The 15,760-nt window shown below is 37.7% G+C and carries 17 protein-coding genes and 2 tRNA genes; 11 read left to right on the plus strand and 8 right to left on the minus strand.

Translation table 11 applies throughout. The annotated features are described in order from the left end of the window. Positions 1 to 54 precede the first annotated feature (54 nt). Positions 55 to 720 carry a helix-turn-helix domain-containing protein gene (locus VJ786_RS09505; RefSeq protein WP_167554226.1) on the minus strand — a complete coding sequence of 222 codons (666 nt, stop codon included), beginning with the start codon at positions 718 to 720 and terminating at the stop codon, positions 55 to 57. A gap of 475 nt (positions 721 to 1,195) precedes the next feature. Between VJ786_RS09505 and VJ786_RS09510 the strand changes: the two genes are divergently transcribed. From VJ786_RS09510 to VJ786_RS09530, 5 genes are all read left to right on the plus strand, one after another. Next, positions 1,196 to 2,011: an alpha/beta hydrolase gene (locus VJ786_RS09510; RefSeq protein ID WP_167554225.1), complete on the plus strand. Its 816-nt coding sequence runs from the start codon at positions 1,196 to 1,198 to the stop codon at positions 2,009 to 2,011. A 16-nt stretch (positions 2,012 to 2,027) separates the two neighbouring features. Beyond that, positions 2,028 to 2,381: a bleomycin resistance protein gene (locus VJ786_RS09515; protein ID WP_134776506.1), complete on the plus strand. Its 354-nt coding sequence runs from the start codon at positions 2,028 to 2,030 to the stop codon at positions 2,379 to 2,381. 107 nt (positions 2,382 to 2,488) lie between these two features. Next, the gene (locus VJ786_RS09520) at positions 2,489 to 3,031 is read left to right on the plus strand and encodes a dihydrofolate reductase family protein (RefSeq protein WP_134776505.1); all 543 of its coding nucleotides are present in this window, start codon (positions 2,489 to 2,491) and stop codon (positions 3,029 to 3,031) included. A 37-nt stretch (positions 3,032 to 3,068) separates the two neighbouring features. Next, positions 3,069 to 3,542, plus strand: a complete 474-nt coding sequence (locus VJ786_RS09525; RefSeq protein ID WP_134776504.1) for a DinB family protein — start codon at positions 3,069 to 3,071, stop codon at positions 3,540 to 3,542. A 33-nt stretch (positions 3,543 to 3,575) separates the two neighbouring features. Further along, positions 3,576 to 3,968, plus strand: a complete 393-nt coding sequence (locus VJ786_RS09530; protein WP_134776503.1) for a barstar family protein — start codon at positions 3,576 to 3,578, stop codon at positions 3,966 to 3,968. Here the strand turns inward: VJ786_RS09530 and VJ786_RS09535 are convergent. The 4 genes from VJ786_RS09535 to VJ786_RS09550 all read right to left on the minus strand — a co-directional run bounded on the left by VJ786_RS09535 (position 3,958) and on the right by VJ786_RS09550 (position 7,504). Beyond that, on the minus strand, positions 3,958 to 4,968 hold the full coding sequence (locus VJ786_RS09535; RefSeq protein WP_134776502.1) for a WD40/YVTN/BNR-like repeat-containing protein: 1,011 nt from the start codon (positions 4,966 to 4,968) through the stop codon (positions 3,958 to 3,960). The two genes, VJ786_RS09530 and VJ786_RS09535, sit on opposite strands and share 11 nt — an antisense overlap. A 24-nt stretch (positions 4,969 to 4,992) precedes the next feature. Next, positions 4,993 to 5,652 (minus strand): YceH family protein, encoded by a 660-nt coding sequence (locus tag VJ786_RS09540; RefSeq protein WP_134776501.1) that lies wholly within the window; start codon positions 5,650 to 5,652, stop codon positions 4,993 to 4,995. A gap of 199 nt (positions 5,653 to 5,851) precedes the next feature. Next, positions 5,852 to 6,532 (minus strand): hypothetical protein, encoded by a 681-nt coding sequence (locus VJ786_RS09545; protein ID WP_180268504.1) that lies wholly within the window; start codon positions 6,530 to 6,532, stop codon positions 5,852 to 5,854. Positions 6,533 to 6,607: 75 nt separating this feature from the next. Beyond that, a complete protein-coding gene (locus tag VJ786_RS09550) occupies positions 6,608 to 7,504 on the minus strand; it encodes an AraC family transcriptional regulator (RefSeq protein ID WP_134776500.1) in 897 nt (298 codons plus the stop codon). A 271-nt stretch (positions 7,505 to 7,775) separates the two neighbouring features. Here VJ786_RS09550 and VJ786_RS09555 point away from each other — a divergent pair, with 271 nt between their 5' ends. The 3 genes from VJ786_RS09555 (at position 7,776) to VJ786_RS09565 (ending at position 10,653) form a co-directional block, all read left to right on the plus strand. Beyond that, positions 7,776 to 8,534, plus strand: a complete 759-nt coding sequence (locus VJ786_RS09555; RefSeq protein WP_134776499.1) for a glycoside hydrolase family 16 protein — start codon at positions 7,776 to 7,778, stop codon at positions 8,532 to 8,534. Positions 8,535 to 8,850: 316 nt separating this feature from the next. After that, complete coding sequence (locus tag VJ786_RS09560; protein ID WP_262708800.1) at positions 8,851 to 8,976, plus strand: hypothetical protein; 126 nt, start codon at positions 8,851 to 8,853, stop codon at positions 8,974 to 8,976. An 18-nt stretch (positions 8,977 to 8,994) separates the two neighbouring features. After that, the gene (locus VJ786_RS09565) at positions 8,995 to 10,653 is read left to right on the plus strand and encodes a fimbrillin family protein (RefSeq protein WP_134776498.1); all 1,659 of its coding nucleotides are present in this window, start codon (positions 8,995 to 8,997) and stop codon (positions 10,651 to 10,653) included. 369 nt (positions 10,654 to 11,022) lie between these two features. Here VJ786_RS09565 and VJ786_RS09570 read toward each other — a convergent pair. The 3 genes from VJ786_RS09570 to VJ786_RS09580 all read right to left on the minus strand — a co-directional run bounded on the left by VJ786_RS09570 (position 11,023) and on the right by VJ786_RS09580 (position 11,861). Beyond that, positions 11,023 to 11,107: transfer RNA gene (locus tag VJ786_RS09570), tRNA-Leu, on the minus strand. 5 nt (positions 11,108 to 11,112) lie between these two features. Then, positions 11,113 to 11,185, minus strand: a tRNA-Gly gene (locus VJ786_RS09575). A 181-nt stretch (positions 11,186 to 11,366) separates the two neighbouring features. Beyond that, positions 11,367 to 11,861 carry a regulatory protein RecX gene (locus VJ786_RS09580; RefSeq protein ID WP_134776496.1) on the minus strand — a complete coding sequence of 165 codons (495 nt, stop codon included), beginning with the start codon at positions 11,859 to 11,861 and terminating at the stop codon, positions 11,367 to 11,369. Positions 11,862 to 11,930: 69 nt separating this feature from the next. Here VJ786_RS09580 and VJ786_RS09585 point away from each other — a divergent pair, with 69 nt between their 5' ends. From VJ786_RS09585 to VJ786_RS09595, 3 genes are read left to right on the plus strand one after another with little or no spacing between them, the layout of a single operon-like run. After that, a complete protein-coding gene (locus VJ786_RS09585) occupies positions 11,931 to 14,363 on the plus strand; it encodes a bifunctional UDP-N-acetylmuramoyl-tripeptide:D-alanyl-D-alanine ligase/alanine racemase (protein ID WP_134776495.1) in 2,433 nt (810 codons plus the stop codon). Between the two features lies 1 nt (position 14,364). Further along, entirely contained in the window at positions 14,365 to 14,970 is a 606-nt protein-coding gene (locus VJ786_RS09590) for a DUF502 domain-containing protein (RefSeq protein ID WP_099367874.1), read from the plus strand. Beyond that, positions 14,939 to 15,574, plus strand: coding sequence for a hypothetical protein (locus tag VJ786_RS09595; RefSeq protein WP_134776494.1), 636 nt, complete (start codon positions 14,939 to 14,941; stop codon positions 15,572 to 15,574). The genes VJ786_RS09590 and VJ786_RS09595 overlap by 32 nt, the downstream gene beginning before the upstream one ends. Positions 15,575 to 15,760: the final 186 nt, after the last annotated feature.

Raw genomic sequence — 15,760 nt, forward strand, 5'->3', positions numbered from 1 at the left:
ATATGGAAACAAAACTAATGAATGGGAAATTATGGAAATTGTAAAAATGGAAACCTAAATATGCAACCAGATATTTTTTTCATCTAAAAATACTTTTTTGAAGAAATCCTTGGGTGTTATGGAGGTAATGCTTTTGAAATCTTTGATAAAATGTGATTGATCAAAGAAACCAACCTGATTTCCTAAATCAGTTAAACTTGATGTAGTTTTTATTGGCTGTATGGCATTCCTAAATCGTTGAATTTTGCGAAATGAATTAGGTGTCTTGCCGATCATGTTTTTGAAGTATCTACTGATATATTGACGGCTAAATCCTACCTCTTCTGCAATCTGAGAAATTGATAAATCTTGAGATAATAAATCCAATAATTGTTCAATCAATAAATCACTTTGAGGGACTAATTTAGATACCAGGTAGCTTTCTATTTCAGGAATAAAATACTGGTCCTCAATTTCATCCATTAATTTCAACAGGTCTTTATATAAATAATGATCGTTTTCAAAGACACATATTCCACTATTATTATATATTGAAGATATCTCTGGTAAAAATTGGTTCAATCCAAATGGTTTAAAGTATATGGTTATTTCTTCAACTGGATCTAAATACCGAATCCGCATCGGTTGAACATAATCATAGGTAACACTTAAACTATGCTGATCTGATTTTTTAAAAATAGAGATTTCTTGATCACTTTTAGAAAATCCTGAATTTTTCATTAAAGTTAGGATGTTGTAATTGTTTGGAAACGTCAAATAATGATCTGGTTCTATATCATCTTTTTGCCGAACGTAATAACCCTCTATATAAGGTTTTATCCTTTCATTGATCGGCTCATAAAATTTTATCCGCATACTGCACCTTTAATCAAATTCTTTAAGCAATTATAAACTCGGTTACAAACAAGATAATCAAAATGGATAATACTCTCATAATCTCGTTTAATTTCATAATTATTTAACACAACAATAGTTCTAAAAACCTGTTTTCATTTTAATCATCACTAAAAACTATTAAAAAAAAGAAATCACATTAATTTTTAGAACCAACCAAACTGCTACAAGCTCCAAATAATAGTGTAGAGATCCGGTTAAATAATACCACCAAAGAAATAAACGAAAGTAAAACTTCTCAATTAAGTAATGGGAATTAATTTTCAGCTATATTTATAATCTAAAAATAATTGAAAATTACATGATAAAATCATTGAATTACCTCTTATTATTCCTCTTACTTTGGACTTCGAGTTGTAAATCTAATAAGCAAAATGCTGATCCGATTCCTTCCCATGACTCCCTTCGGATCGAATCAAAAATATTGAACGAATCGAGAAGAATCAATATCTGGAAACCTGAGAATTATGATGAAATAACGGATTCACTTCCAGTAATGTATATGGCTGATGGGGGATTGATGGAGGATTTTCCGCATATCACCCATACGTTTGATACCTTGATCAAAACCAAACAGATTCCTGCATTTATTTTGGTAGGGATAGAAAACACCCAGAGAAGGCGGGATCTTACCGGTATCACAAATGTAGAGGAAGACAAAAAAGTTGCTCCGGTAATAGGTGGATCTGAAAAGTTCCGTGCCTTTATCAAGGATGAACTGATCCCTGAGATCAATAAACATTATAGAACCAATCCGATAAAAGGAATATTAGGGGAGTCCTTATCCGGTTATTTCGTGATGGAATCCTTCTTCTTAGAACCGGAATTATTTGATTATTATATCGCTTTTGATCCTTCCATATGGTGGAACGACCACTATTTAGTGAGGACAGCTGGAGAACACCTTCAAAAAATACCAGCAAATAAAAAAGTCCTTTGGTTTGCAGGTTCTGATGCCGAAGATATTAACCAATACACGAAACAACTTGCAGATAGCCTGAAGAACAATTCGCCCGCTACGTTGAATTGGAAATATTCAGACGAACCTCAACAACAACATCAAACCATATTCCGTGCCACCAAGGAGAAAGCATTAATTTGGTCTCTAAACCAGTAATTCAATTCATTTAGTTATGTTATCAACCGTTCACCCCAAGCTTCCATCAAGAAATCTGAAAATTACCAAAGTTTTCTATCTAGATAAACTTAAATTCCAACAGTTTGGAGATGAGTATCCAGATTACCTAATGCTTTATAGGGATAATATTGAGGTCCATTTTTTTGAATTCCAAGATCTTTCCATAACAGATAATTATGGGATGATCTATATTCGGACCAACGAAATAGAAAAGCTATACGAAGAATTTAAGGCTAATGGTGTTCCCATTCATCCAAATGGACCTTTATCATTAAAACCCTGGGGGATGAAAGAATTTTCTATCCTAGACCCTGATATGAATTTGTTGACCTTTGGAGAGAACAAATAAGCAGTTCAGAGGTTCAATCATTACATTCAATGGATGACAAGAACTACAATCAACGGAGAACTACAATCACGGAGAACAACAATTAACGGAGAAGAATAACAACATTTATGGATAAAAGGAATTCGGTATTTATTGCGACCAGCTTGGATGGGTATATTGCAGATCGCCACGATAAGATTGATTGGTTATTGTCCATCCCAAATCCGGAACAACACGATATGGGCTACCAGGATTTCATAGCCGAAATCGACGCCATACTCATGGGTAGAAACACCTTTGAGGTAGTTTGTGGATTCGGTGGGGATTGGCCTTATCCTAAGCCTGTATTTGTCTTGAGCAATAGCATGGAAAGTATTCCTCCTGCATATCAAGGAAAAGTGAATTTGCTTAAAGGGGAGATTCAGGATGTTTTGAAAACTGTACATGATCAAGGATACCTTCGTTTATATATAGATGGAGGGGTCGTGATCCAACAATTTCTTAAAGAAGATCTGATTGATGATATGATCATCACCACCATTCCTTACCTGCTTGGTGGCGGGACTTCCTTATTTGGAAGCCTGGATAAGCTCCTTAAATTCAAATGTGTAGAAGCGAAGGTCGAAATCGGATACATCGCTCAGGCAAAATATAGCAGGGATAGGAGTTAGGCATTGAGCGCAAGGGACCCTATAAAAAAAAGAAATCATGGAAAAATGCGAATTTATGGCTTCCAGGTTTCGGGAAGTATATCTTTCAGGAACTTGGATTGCAAATACAAATTATCAGGATCAATTACAGCAGATCAATTGGCAAATAGCAAGTACCCAGATTGCTGATTTAAACACCATTGCTGCCATCGTATATCACATCAATTATTACCTGCAGGGAATTTTGGAAGGATTGGAAGATGGGCAATTTACGATTCAAGATAAGTTTAGTTTCGATGTTCCGGAGATCGTTGAGGACCGAGAATGGCAGATATTAGTCCATGTATTTTTGGATAATGCGGAGAAATTTGCCCAAACCATTGAGCGCTTTGACGAAAGTAAATTAGAAGAAACATTCTTTGAAGAAAGGTTTGGAAACTATTGGCGTAACATAGAAGGCGTTATAGAACATGGCTATTACCATTTGGGACAGATCGTGTTGATCCGTAAACTGATTGCTGCTGATCATTAAATATTATCCTTATTTTTGGGGAAAATGATAGGAATGAAGAAGGAAATTGTCATAGAAGGAGCCTTGATCCACGATAAAACCAGTTTTTACGCAGAAATCAATAGAAAATTCATGGAGAATGAGAGCTGGCTATTGGCAGAAAGCTTGGATGCTTTTGATGACCTGCTGTATGGTGGGTTTGGAGCAATCAAGGAAAAGGAAGAAGTGCTTTTGATCTGGAAGAACTTCGAATCGAACAAAAAAGACCTTGGCTATGATTTTACCCTTGATTTCTATAAAAAGAAATTGGAGGATCCCGAATCTTTTGATTCCGCTGCCATCCAACAGAAAATTGATGATCTAAAAAATGGTAATGGCCAAACCTATTTTGAAATCATTGAAGAAATCATTTCCGAACATCCCAATATCGAGCTGATCAAGGAATAAGATCTACTTTCACGACGTTTCCATTACTTCCTGCCAAATAAATCTGACCATCCTTACTTACTTCAATGACATTGAAACTGGCATCAGAAATCTTCTTCCAGTTCATTCCGCCATCAAGGGATAGGTCCGTCCCGGAAGTACCGGTTGCTATTAACGTGTTTTCATCAATATATTTCACGCAAGATCGATAACCGAAAACAGGTGTAATGGGTTTTTCCCAGGATAATCCTCCGTTTTTGGTCAAAAGGATGTTATTGCTGTTGTTCTTATCATCCATATAATTTCCGCCGACTACCACACCAACCCGTTGGTTGAGAAAGGCAATGGAAAATATTCCGGTTCCACTTTCCCCAGACCAGATCGGTGCATCCTGTACATCCAACCGATTCTGTTTGAGGTTTCGTTTCATCAAACTGGCAACTTTCCCGCCTGTGCCGATATATAACCAATCGTTCAACATCTGCATCGATGAACCACTTGCCGCGAATGCTGCTTCGCCTTCTTCGGCAATCAATGGTATTTCATCCGTTACATCCTTCCAGGTCTTGCCTTTATTCTTGCTTTCCAATAATTGGAATTGCCCTCCAATAGGATCTCCCAATATATATCCATGCTTACCCGTGAATTCCATGTCATCCAAGAAGATGGCAGGGTCATCATTACGGTAAACTTCCTTCCAATTTTTACCAGCATCCGTTGTCCTTAGGATGACAGCAGGACTTCCAGCGCTAACCATGACCGCTTCTTTGGCACTGAAAGCCACAATATCACGAAAATCGAATTTTTCATAGCCTTTTATCTGAGTCCATTGCCAGGTTTTACTGGCAATTAAGTATCTTCCAACTTGTCCGTTGCTGCCACTTACCCAGATAGCTTGGTTTTTATAGCTGTCCAAACCTCTAAAACTTGATTGGATGTTTGTTGCCAGATCGGTAAATTCTTGTGACCAGCTTAGGTAGGGTAGCAGGCAGAAGAAAAGGTAAAGACTGATTTTTTTCATGTGCAAATGATGGATTTGTTTTTATTAGCTTAATTCTTCCATAAGCTTATCAAAGGAAGCTTGAAGGGTAGCCAATTGTTGTTCCAATTGTTGGACCCGTTCTTCTAATTGGGCATATTTTCCTGTATTAGCTTCGGTTTCCGACGCGGAGCTTTCTTCATATGCTTCCTCATCAAATGGCGAAAACAAATGAACAAACCGGGCCTCTTTCTGTCCTGGCTTCTTTGATAGCTGCTGTACATAGGTAGGTTCATCTGTGCTTAATTTTTGGAGCAGTTCCTGTACTTCCTCTAAGGATTCAAACTCGTACAATCTCCCCGAATTGCTGTTGATTTCACCTCCTGTTAAAGGCCCTCTTAGGAATAGTAAGCATAAGGCGGCTAACTCTTGGGGTAATAAGGGGAATTGTATAGCCAAGTTATGTTTATACTTCGTCACGCGACTACCTCCACCAACAACCGTTGAAATCAATCCTTTTTTTCGCAAACTATCCAAGGTGTTGATGATGGTGCTTTCATCATAATTGACCACAGGTTTGCGGGAAGTTTTTTGGTTACAGGCCGTCTGCAAGGCATTCAAGGTCATTGGATAATATTCTGGAGTGGTCTTGGATTTCTCTAACAGGGATCCCAATACGCGTACTTCTTCGGATGATAGGTTGGGTAATGCTTTTATTTCTTCCATGGATAATGTTAAAATGGTTCTTCGTTTCGCTAAATATAATGATATTATAAGTGTTTAAAGGTATGTTTTTACAGATTAGAAAGAAAAAGGCAACCCAGAAAGGATTGCCTTTTACACCTACATGAATAGGTAGATGGGTGTTTTTACTTAGAATAAATGTTTATTTTACCTTTAATAAATAGTTGTCATTTGAGCTGGATTAGAACAAATTGATGTTTACAAATCCACCAATGTTATGGTCTTTGATTTTTTGTGGACCATAGAAATCAAAATTAGCACCAGCACCAAAGGTTACATCTTTGATCGTAATCCCTGCTCTAGCCATGATGTAACTTCTACCGTGCTCGCCAATCCCGGTATCCTGCGTGTATAGGCCCTGCAATCTGCTGTAGAATTTTAATTTCTCATTGATCATCGGTTTGAATTCGGCCAAGGCCAAAACTTCCATGTTGGCGTTTTTGGTCAAATCGGTCCGAGGATTGGCAACGATCAACCAATCTCTATTCGCAAAAGTGTACATGATACCTGCTGAAGGACGGATTCCGGTATAAGGAGTCCAGATAAATCCAGATGAAATATCCAGTCCTTTAACCAAACTTAAGGTAAGATTACCTTGCATCATGTAATCACGCATGGCTGATGATTTCCAATCGGTCTGAAAATTACTTACGGAAAAGAATCCCAAACGAGGTACACTCTGGAACTTTTTGTTGACGATCATTTGGTAGGATAGACCACGGCTTCCTGCCATCATTTCTACCGATACAGGTGGATTCATAACAGGTGCTCCGCCTTGAGCTGCTGGAGGTCCTTGAGCAAAACTTTTGTTGATCCCTAAAAGAACAACGAATAACAATAAATGGATATGAACTGATTTCATGCTTATTAATAAATATTTTACATCGGCAAAATTATGCTGGATTTGATGTAGAATATATTATTTAAGACGCATTATTTAGTACATATCAATCATTTTACGGTATTGGCTAGGAGTATGGTTGTTGTGTTTTTTAAAGAATTTTCCGAAATGTGCTTGGTCCGTAAAACCGAGTAAGTAGGCTATTTCTGCAAGGGTAGAAGGGGTTTGTAACAACAGGACTTTTGCCTCTTGAATTTTTAGCTCATTCAATAAGTCGTTGGCTGAGCGGTTACTCAGCATTTTAATGGTTTTGTTGAGGTGGTTCGGTGTTATATTTAATGCATCAGCATATTGTTTTAAGGTCCAACCGTGCATGATTTTGGTCTTCGCTAAACTCAAAAAGTCCTTGTATAATTTGTTTCCTTTACTTGGCTTTTGCTGGTTTTCTTCCTTGATCAGCAGGCTGATCTCAGCCAATATACACGCTAAATAAAAGGCTTGTAATCTGGATTGCTCTGTTTGATTTTTCTTTTCTCTACTGACCTCCCATAGTGATTGTAAGAGCTTATTTACTCTTTGGAAATTGGGCTCAGGAAAATGAAGGTAGGTTGGTAGGATCATTTGGTTAAAAAAATCCAATAATAACGGCTGGGTTTGGAGCATTTCATCCGAAAAATGACAATAATACCCTTCGATATCCGCGGTCATAAATTCGGTATTGGAAGCGGTAAGCCTAGGTACAAAAAGTAGATCAGCTTTTTTAAGTTCATAGCGATGGAGACCTGCCAATCTCGCGGAACTTCCATGCACAATGAACATAATATCATGCACTGTTTTTTTGTGCAAGGGCAGGGGAAGTTTAAGATCTACCTTTTCCGAATGGAAGGAATGAATGAAAAAATGATCAATATCCATTTGAAACCACAATTTATCGGTTGGATTTCCGATAAAGAGCCTTTTGAAATCTACTGGATGAAAGGTGTTTATTTTCATTTTTTTGTTGGATCTGTACGAAAAAGTGCTTGAATCTTCGATTATTTAAAGATACAGGATTAATTTCTAACTGTTGCTTTATTAATTACTACCTGCTTCATTATTAATTTCTACATGCTGCATTATAATTTTCTACCTACTGCTTTTGAAATTAGGTCAAAAAGAGGTAGTTTCGGAAAACATCAACCTAAAAACCATGATTCTTAAAAGATTTTTTATCCTCGTTGGGACTGCATTTTGCTTATTTTCTGCCTGTAAAGTAAATCAGAAAATGATTGACAAGCCCTATATCTATCTCCAAAAAGAAAATCGCTCGGATAAAAAATGGAAATTGGTCTGGGAGGATGATTTTGAAGGCAAAGAGATTGATACCACAAAATGGTCGAGGATTCCAGCTGGGAGTTCGGATTGGAATAGGCATATGAGTCAGGAAGATGAGGTTTTCCACTTGGAAAATGGCTATTTACATTTACTTGGGATCAACAATCCTGATACATTAAAGGACCCAAGGCCTTTCATTACTGGTGGTATTTGGTCTAAAGGGAAATTTGCTTTTCAGTATGGCCGGATCGAAATCCGTGCTAAATTAGGGTCCGCACAAGGGGCCTGGCCAGCCATGTGGATGTTGGCGGAGCTGGATAAATATGGAAAATACCCTATGAACGGAGAGATCGATATCATGGAACATTTGAACTTTGATAAGATCATCTATCAAACTACGCATTCGCATTATACACTAAACTTAGGACAAAAACAAAATCCTCCGCATGGGGGTACTGCTCCTGTGGATGCAGGGGAATTCAATGTATATGGATTAAGTTGGTATCCTGATCGGTTGGTGTTCCAATTGAATGGTAAGGACACCTTCATTTATCCTCGAAAAGCAGGTGTCGACAAATCCCAATGGCCTTATGATCAGCCATTTTTCATTTTGATTGATCAGCAATTAGGAGGAAATTGGGTGGGGAAAGTAGACCAAAAGCAACTCCCAGTTGCCATGGAAATTGATTGGGTAAAGGTTTATCAATAGCAATATGTCATACATATCTTTCCATTTTTGGTCTTAGTGTAGAACTAACACTACATAATCTTAATTAGGCGTATAAACACATACGCAAAATTTTCTTGCTCCATAAATCCTTTTTACATTTGTGATGTATAGTAGCGTCAATCACACAGCCAACTATTGTACCACACATCTATTAGAAAAATAAAACGAGTTAAAAATTAATTACCGTTGATTTTATTAAGTATGTAAAGGATTTACCCATCCCTTAATTTTTCGGCTGTAATTAGAAATCTACCCAAAAATGAAAAAAAAGTATAGTTCACCAACGGTCAGCGTCGTGAAGATACACATGGAGGCTGATATTGCTGTAGGATCTGCAAGATTGTATCCTTATAATAATAATGGAGAAATTTATGAGGAATGGGAACAGGAAGCAGATGACAATAGAAACATAGATTGGTAATTCTTAAGCGATAATCAAATGAAAAATTTAAAAAATAATTTTAGGAGATTAAGCTTGAGTTTACCCTTAATCTTAATGCTTTTTGTTGTTGGATGTAGTAAATCTGAGGATAATCCTGCAGTGGTAAAAGATGGTTCTTTAGTCAATATTTCCATTGATGGTATTTCTTATGAAGAAGACCAAATTGATTTTGAGAAGAAATCGAGTTCTAGAGCAGGTTCATCACCTTCGGGAGTGGTACAAGATACTACTTTGGTATTTGACGATTACTCAGTAGATGTTGTGATGGAAAAGGATAACGGACCAATTCAAAAATCTATTGGTGGAGGAACTGTTCAGAGCTCAAATAATGGTCTTCGCGCAGCAACTGTAGTCAGGAATAAATTAACTCCAGGTGTTTATTATCGGGTGGTTGTTTATAATTCCAATGGGACTTTTAAAGCCACGAAAGATTATGTTTATGGAACTAATCCAGCTAATAATTTTATCGCTTTAGATTCAAAAGTACCTTATACCTTTGTTATTTATTCCATAAATAGTAAAACAAATAATTTACCTAATGTAACTTATAAAAACGGTGTTCAGACATTTGCAAATGCACAGTTATTAGATGTAAGTCAGGATTTGATGGTTCAGGTAATTAAAGATAGGACTTTAAACGTGGGAGATAATTACTTAGGGGTTATTATGAAACATCGATACAGCATGATTACCACTAAGTTGACTATGGATCCGAAAATGACAGGAACTATTAAGGATTTAAAAAATACGACGATAGGTAAAGTTGATGCTAGTGCAACCTTTAATTTTGTAGACGGAACACTTACTTATAAAAATAACCAAAGTACAGATGCGATTGTTGTTTTTCCAGATTTATCAGTAGGAATAAGGGAAATAATAAGTTATCCGACTTTATTGATAAACCCGCAAAACTCGGCCAAGACCTTAACTTTTGGATTAATCACGATAAATGATGAAACTAAAACAGGTTTTAAAATTGAGAATATCAAAATAACACCAGGTTGTAAGTATAATTTGAACTTAAACTTTAGAACATGTACGCAAGAGGTAAAAATGGCTGATGATGCATTGAACTGGCGATACGAGGTTAACTCAACCTATACAGGTTGTATAGATCCAGTAACTGGGAAGGAATATAAAAATGGAGAGTTGTTGACAAGATCATTTTCTGCGCCTGCATCTGATTACGGATTCACTTTTGATATTAAATTATTGGATAATGCCATTAATATGAGGGTGAACAATACAAGGATATTTGGTACTTCGGCTTTGGATACCGCACAGATTCAATTTCAAACTTATGATAACACAGCAAATGGTGAAGGTATCATTTCTCAGAATATCAGGTTCTTAGATGGTTCAGAATATGGGAAAACGGTAAATGGGGTTGCTGTACCAGATATTTGGAAATTAACAGGTACTGATACAGCTCCAATTATAAGGATTATGATCAGTAAAACTGGTGAGGTAACGATGTTGGGTAGTAAAACAGATGGAGGACCGTTATTTCCATTAATTCTTAAAGCGGGTTTACAGTTTAATAAAGTTCCTTGGAATACTACCTCATCTAATACTGTTGTTGTTACTCAAAGGGTATCAAATACTACATTTGTTGTCGGCAGGGGATATGGACAAAAAAAGATTGCCTGTCCGTAAGTGGATTGAATATAATATTTAGATGGTTTGATAATTTTAAGTCGATGTGAAAGCATCGACTTTTTTTGTTTATTCTTGCTTCCTCCCTCATCTCGAGTAAGCACGAGGAAGCAGACACATCGTCATTGCGAGGAACGAAGCAATCTTTCTTTTTGGTCATCCTGAGCTTAGTCGAAGGATCTGTAAGTATGGTTATTTACGAACAGATGGTTCGACTTCGCTCACCATGACATGGATAAAGATTGCTTCGTACCTCGCAATGACGCGGAGATGTTGCAAGCCCAGGCCGCCATAGGTCTAAATACTCAATACTAACTACTAAATACTATAAAACTAAAAAAGCTCGTCATCCGACGAGCTTTTTTTCCGTACCTAGGGCGGGAATCGAACCCGCACTCCTTTAACAGGAACAGGATTTTAAGTCCTGCGTGTCTACCAGTTCCACCACCTAGGCAACTGAGCGAAAGACGAGATTCGAACTCGCGACCCCAACCTTGGCAAGGTTGTGCTCTACCAACTGAGCTACTTTCGCTTGAAGTGTTGCAAATATAGATATTTTCCCATTCCCTCCAAAAAAAATATGGTATTTATCTGAAAAAATATACCGTTTTAACCCCTTTAAACCTCTAACTGCCTCGTTTTTTATGAGATATCAAATTGTATGAATAATCTAAAATGATAGAGATTATACAACTTATCATTAGAAACCAAATTTATCCATCTAAATCATCCCGATTCCCTAGCATCCTAAAAATCAGATCTGTTTCATAACCTTTTCCCATCAAATACCGCACTAATTTGGAACGCTCCTGGTATGATAATTTAGCAATTGGCTTATCAATCTTCTTTTCAATAATCCCAGTTAATTTCGCTTCATAATCATCCAGATCAATCTCCCTTAGCGCGATCTGGATCAATGGCTTCGAAATGCGTTTAAGTTTCAGCTGTTGAACTATCTTGATCTTTCCCCAACCCTGCATCCTAAATTTACCCAATACATACGCTTTAGCAAACCGTTCCTCATTCAGGAAATTGCTTTCTATAAGCTTGGAGATGGTCTGTTCCACATCCTCCATATGCAGTCCCCAATCGTACAGCTTATCCCTAACTTCCTGTTGAGCACGCTCTTGGTAGGCGCAATAACTTTCAGCTTTTTTCAAGGCTGCCAAAGGCGTTAATACCTTCTTCTTTTTTGACGCTTCATCCATATTGCAAATCTTCAAAAAATGCTGAACTTAACGAAAAAATGATGAAATTCGTTGCATATTTAATAGATAATGTATTCGATAGGTAAAGTTAATGAAATCGTAGGGGGGATGGCTATCAGAATTCCTAATTCTGATCAGCAGATCAGTGAATTAGTCTACGACAGCCGAAAAATCAGTCTGCCAGAAGAAAGTTTGTTTTTTGCTCTATCTGCCACCCGCGATGGTCATGAATTTATTGCCGATGCCTATAATCAAGGTATCCGTTCCTTTATAATCAGTAAGGATGTTCCATTTTTAATGGACAAAACCGACGTGAATGTACTAAAAGTACATGATACCTTAAAAGCCCTCCAAGATCTGGCGGCATATCATCGAAAACAATTCCATTTCCCCATAATTGGGATTACCGGCAGTAATGGTAAATCCATAGTCAAAGCTTGGTTGACACAGATGCTGAGTATAGATAAAAAGGTTTACCAGAGTCCCAAGAGCTATAATTCGCAGATCGGTGTGGCGCTTTCCCTTTGGAACCTGCAGGGACATTATGATTTGGCCATTATTGAGGCAGGAATCAGTGAGCCCGGTGAGATGGATGCATTAGCAGCAATGATTAAACCCGATATTGGTGTATTTACCAATTTAGGGATCGCACATGCCCAACACTTCAAATCCAAAGAAGAAAAACTTGCGGAAAAGCTTAAGCTTTTCAAAGAAAGCAACCTATTGATTGCAGGTTCTTCCTATGTTCCTAAAGAAATGGTAGAAAATAAACCATTATTCTCCTGGGGGTATCTGGAACAAGATGATTTGCAATTGCTAGAACAACAGCAAGTAGGGCAGGAAACACAGTTGGATATTCAATACAAGGGCAGTATCCATCAATTAAAAATCCCCTTTACAGACAAAGCATCTATTGAAAATGTGGTTTCCTGCGTGGCTATCATGCTAAATTTACAATATGATATCGCCAATATCCAGCAGCGGGTTTATGGATTGAAACCCCTCGAGATGCGACTTCAGTTGAAAAAAGGGATCAATAACAGTTCTATTATTGATGATTCCTATTCCAACGATCTTGCATCCTTAAAAATATCCTTGGACTTTTTGCAGCAGCAGAACCAATACCAAAAAAAGAGCATCATTCTCTCTGAAATGGATGGTCTGGAAGAGAACGAGAAGTTCCAAAAAAAGCTGTCAGAGATATTGAACGGCCAGTCTTTGAAAAGGCTGATCTGGGTAGGTAAGGATTATGATTTTCTAACAGCACTCCATATTCCTGAAAAATTGTTCTACCCAACAACGGCCAGCCTGCTGGAAGATCTCCATAATATTTCCATCGAAAAGGAAAGCGTGCTGATCAAAGGTGCCCGAATCTTCCAATTTGAAAAAGTGGTGGAAAGATTGGCATTAAGATCGCATGGAACGGTATTGGATATTAACCTCAATGCTCTGACCAATAATCTGATGGTCTATCGTTCTTTGATACCGCCACAGGTTAAATTAATGACCATGGTGAAGGCTTTCTCGTATGGTAGTGGAAGTTTTGAGGTTGCCAATCTATTGCAGTTTGCGAAAGTAGATTACCTTACAGTCGCATTTGCAGATGAAGGGGTAGAATTGCGTTCTGCGGGCATTACATTGCCCATCATGGTGCTCAGTCCAGATGCGGATACCTTTTCCGCATTGATCAAACATGATTTGGAACCTGAGGTCTATAGCATGTCCTTTCTGAATGATTTCATCGCCTTTTTAAAAGATCAACAAATAAAATCCTATAAGATACATCTGAAATTGGATACAGGCATGCATCGTCTAGGATTCTTTCCAGAAGAAATTCCAGCAGTTATTGATCGGTTAAAATCACAAGATCAGGTTGTCGTTCAATCATTTTTCACCCATTTAGTCGCATCAGGCGATCCAAAACAGGATGAATTTACGCAATATCAGATTGATACCTATTCGCAAAGCGCGAAACTATTGGAAGATGGGCTAGGCTATAACTTTATCCGCCATGTTGCCAATACATCGGGGATCGTCAGATGGCCTGAGGCACATTTTGATATGGTCCGATTGGGAATTGGTTTATATGGGGTGGATATGGACCGGAAATTGGAAAACTTAGAGCAAGTGAGTACCTTGCGTACTACAGTGACCCAATTGAAGGAACTTAAGGCCGGAGAAACGATAGGATATGATCGAAAAGGTGTCTTACACCGCGATAGCAAGATTGCAACTGTAAAGATTGGCTATGCGGATGGCTATAATCGCAGATTTGGTCAATCGGTTGGGAAGATGCAGATCAATGGAAAGTTGGTTCCTACAGTGGGTAGTATCTGCATGGACATGTGTATGCTGGATGTGACGGATATCGAAGTGAAGGAAGGGGATGAGGTATTGGTTTTCCCAGACCTGATGCAGGCATCAAAAGATATCGGAACTATTCCCTATGAATTATTGGTGAATATTTCTGGAAGGGTTAAACGCGTTTATTATTACGAATAAAATGATTAGAAAAGTTTTTCAACGATTTTTTTATTATTTGATCAAGGGGACATTAGTAGTAGCCCCTGTTGCCGGAGCTATTTTCCTTATCGTATGGTTAGTGGCCAGTATTGATGGCGCCTTAAACATTACAGAGCATTTCCTGGAAGATGAAAAAGGACATCCATTATACATCCCTGGAATAGGTATCCTTTCTGTTATCCTTTTATTGGCTTTGGTGGGGTTGATATTTACCACCTTGGTAACAGAACCGATCAAGGCCTGGTTGAGCAGGACCATTAAAAAGATCCCTTTATTCAATACACTTTATTCTTCCATTAAAGATTTTACGGAGGCTTTTGTTGGAGATGCCAAGAAGTTCAATGAACCTGTTCTCGTTGTAGTGAATGATATGGGGCTTAAAAAGGTTGGCTTTTTGACGCAAAAGGATCTAACCGCTATTGGATTGCCGGGTGAAGTGATTGTTTATTTCCCATATTCCTATTCCGTAGCTGGACAGATCGTGGTGGTCAGTTCAGATAAAGTCCAGAAATTAAATATGTCGGCCACAGATGCTATGAAGTTGGCTGTTTCTGGTGGAGTCAGCGGTTTGGAAGGAGGGAAGTAGTCCGATGCTCTGGTCTAAGAAAAAAACAACAATCAGTGAACTTCAAGATCAAATACTTTCCTTAAAAGCGGAAGTTTCTTTTATTAAAGCTAGGGAATTAACGGATCTTCGAAAGCTAATTAAGGCAAATGAGCAGAAAGAACCATTAATAAAAGCGCTCTTCGAATTACAAATTGGGGCTTATTCCATATCGGAGAACATAAAATGGTCGGTTGAAAAAGAAGTCCGATTTGTGGAAGGGATATTATCCTTATGGAATCAAGCAAATGCTGAATCCCAGGAAATCAAAAAACAGTTTCTGATTCATGATCCTCAATTGCAGATTTATCCTTTGATCACCGTTCCGCCAATTATCAATGCTTTGGTAAACGGATATAATAGTATGAAGGAGCATCCTGTTAAAATCAAATTCCAATGTTCTTCCCAACATCTTCAGGTGGAGGTAAGTAATCGCGTCAATCATTATTTGGAAGATCAAGCCAACAATCTTGAAATGATGGCTTTTAAGGATCGACTATTGATAAGATACGCAGAGAATCAGCAGTTATTTATCAATAGCAATTCAAACCTTTTTAAAACGACCTTGATTTTAAGCAAACTGTAGAAAAGAAAAAAAGGCTTTCAATAATTTAGAGGGCACTGAAAAAGTCCCCTTTTAGAATGGGCAAAAAAAGGAGTAGAAAACAACAGTTTTCTGCTCCTTTTTTCGTATCTTAAAGTAGGCTTTAACGGATATCAGGATGCTTTCTACCCAACAAAAAATTCAGTTCAGTTCCTATTCGGGATTGTA

The organism is Sphingobacterium tenebrionis (assembly GCF_037126265.1).
In the GTDB taxonomy this organism is placed as follows: Bacteria; Bacteroidota; Bacteroidia; order Sphingobacteriales; family Sphingobacteriaceae; genus Sphingobacterium; species Sphingobacterium tenebrionis.

Excerpts from the sequence above, each read along its gene's own strand:
- VJ786_RS09505 (WP_167554226.1), bottom strand. The coding sequence starts at position 720 with ATGAAAAATTCAGGATTTTCTAAAAGTGATCAAGAAATCTCTATTTTT.
- VJ786_RS09510 (WP_167554225.1), top strand. The coding sequence starts at position 1,196 with ATGATAAAATCATTGAATTACCTCTTATTATTCCTCTTACTTTGGACT.
- VJ786_RS09515 (WP_134776506.1), top strand. The coding sequence starts at position 2,028 with ATGTTATCAACCGTTCACCCCAAGCTTCCATCAAGAAATCTGAAAATT.
- VJ786_RS09520 (WP_134776505.1), top strand. The coding sequence starts at position 2,489 with ATGGATAAAAGGAATTCGGTATTTATTGCGACCAGCTTGGATGGGTAT.
- VJ786_RS09525 (WP_134776504.1), top strand. The coding sequence starts at position 3,069 with ATGGAAAAATGCGAATTTATGGCTTCCAGGTTTCGGGAAGTATATCTT.
- VJ786_RS09530 (WP_134776503.1), top strand. The coding sequence starts at position 3,576 with ATGAAGAAGGAAATTGTCATAGAAGGAGCCTTGATCCACGATAAAACC.
- VJ786_RS09535 (WP_134776502.1), bottom strand. The coding sequence starts at position 4,968 with ATGAAAAAAATCAGTCTTTACCTTTTCTTCTGCCTGCTACCCTACCTA.
- VJ786_RS09540 (WP_134776501.1), bottom strand. The coding sequence starts at position 5,652 with ATGGAAGAAATAAAAGCATTACCCAACCTATCATCCGAAGAAGTACGC.
- VJ786_RS09545 (WP_180268504.1), bottom strand. The coding sequence starts at position 6,532 with ATGAAATCAGTTCATATCCATTTATTGTTATTCGTTGTTCTTTTAGGG.
- VJ786_RS09550 (WP_134776500.1), bottom strand. The coding sequence starts at position 7,504 with ATGAAAATAAACACCTTTCATCCAGTAGATTTCAAAAGGCTCTTTATC.
- VJ786_RS09555 (WP_134776499.1), top strand. The coding sequence starts at position 7,776 with ATGATTGACAAGCCCTATATCTATCTCCAAAAAGAAAATCGCTCGGAT.
- VJ786_RS09565 (WP_134776498.1), top strand. The coding sequence starts at position 8,995 with ATGAAAAATTTAAAAAATAATTTTAGGAGATTAAGCTTGAGTTTACCC.
- VJ786_RS09580 (WP_134776496.1), bottom strand. The coding sequence starts at position 11,861 with ATGGATGAAGCGTCAAAAAAGAAGAAGGTATTAACGCCTTTGGCAGCC.
- VJ786_RS09585 (WP_134776495.1), top strand. The coding sequence starts at position 11,931 with ATGTATTCGATAGGTAAAGTTAATGAAATCGTAGGGGGGATGGCTATC.
- VJ786_RS09590 (WP_099367874.1), top strand. The coding sequence starts at position 14,365 with ATGATTAGAAAAGTTTTTCAACGATTTTTTTATTATTTGATCAAGGGG.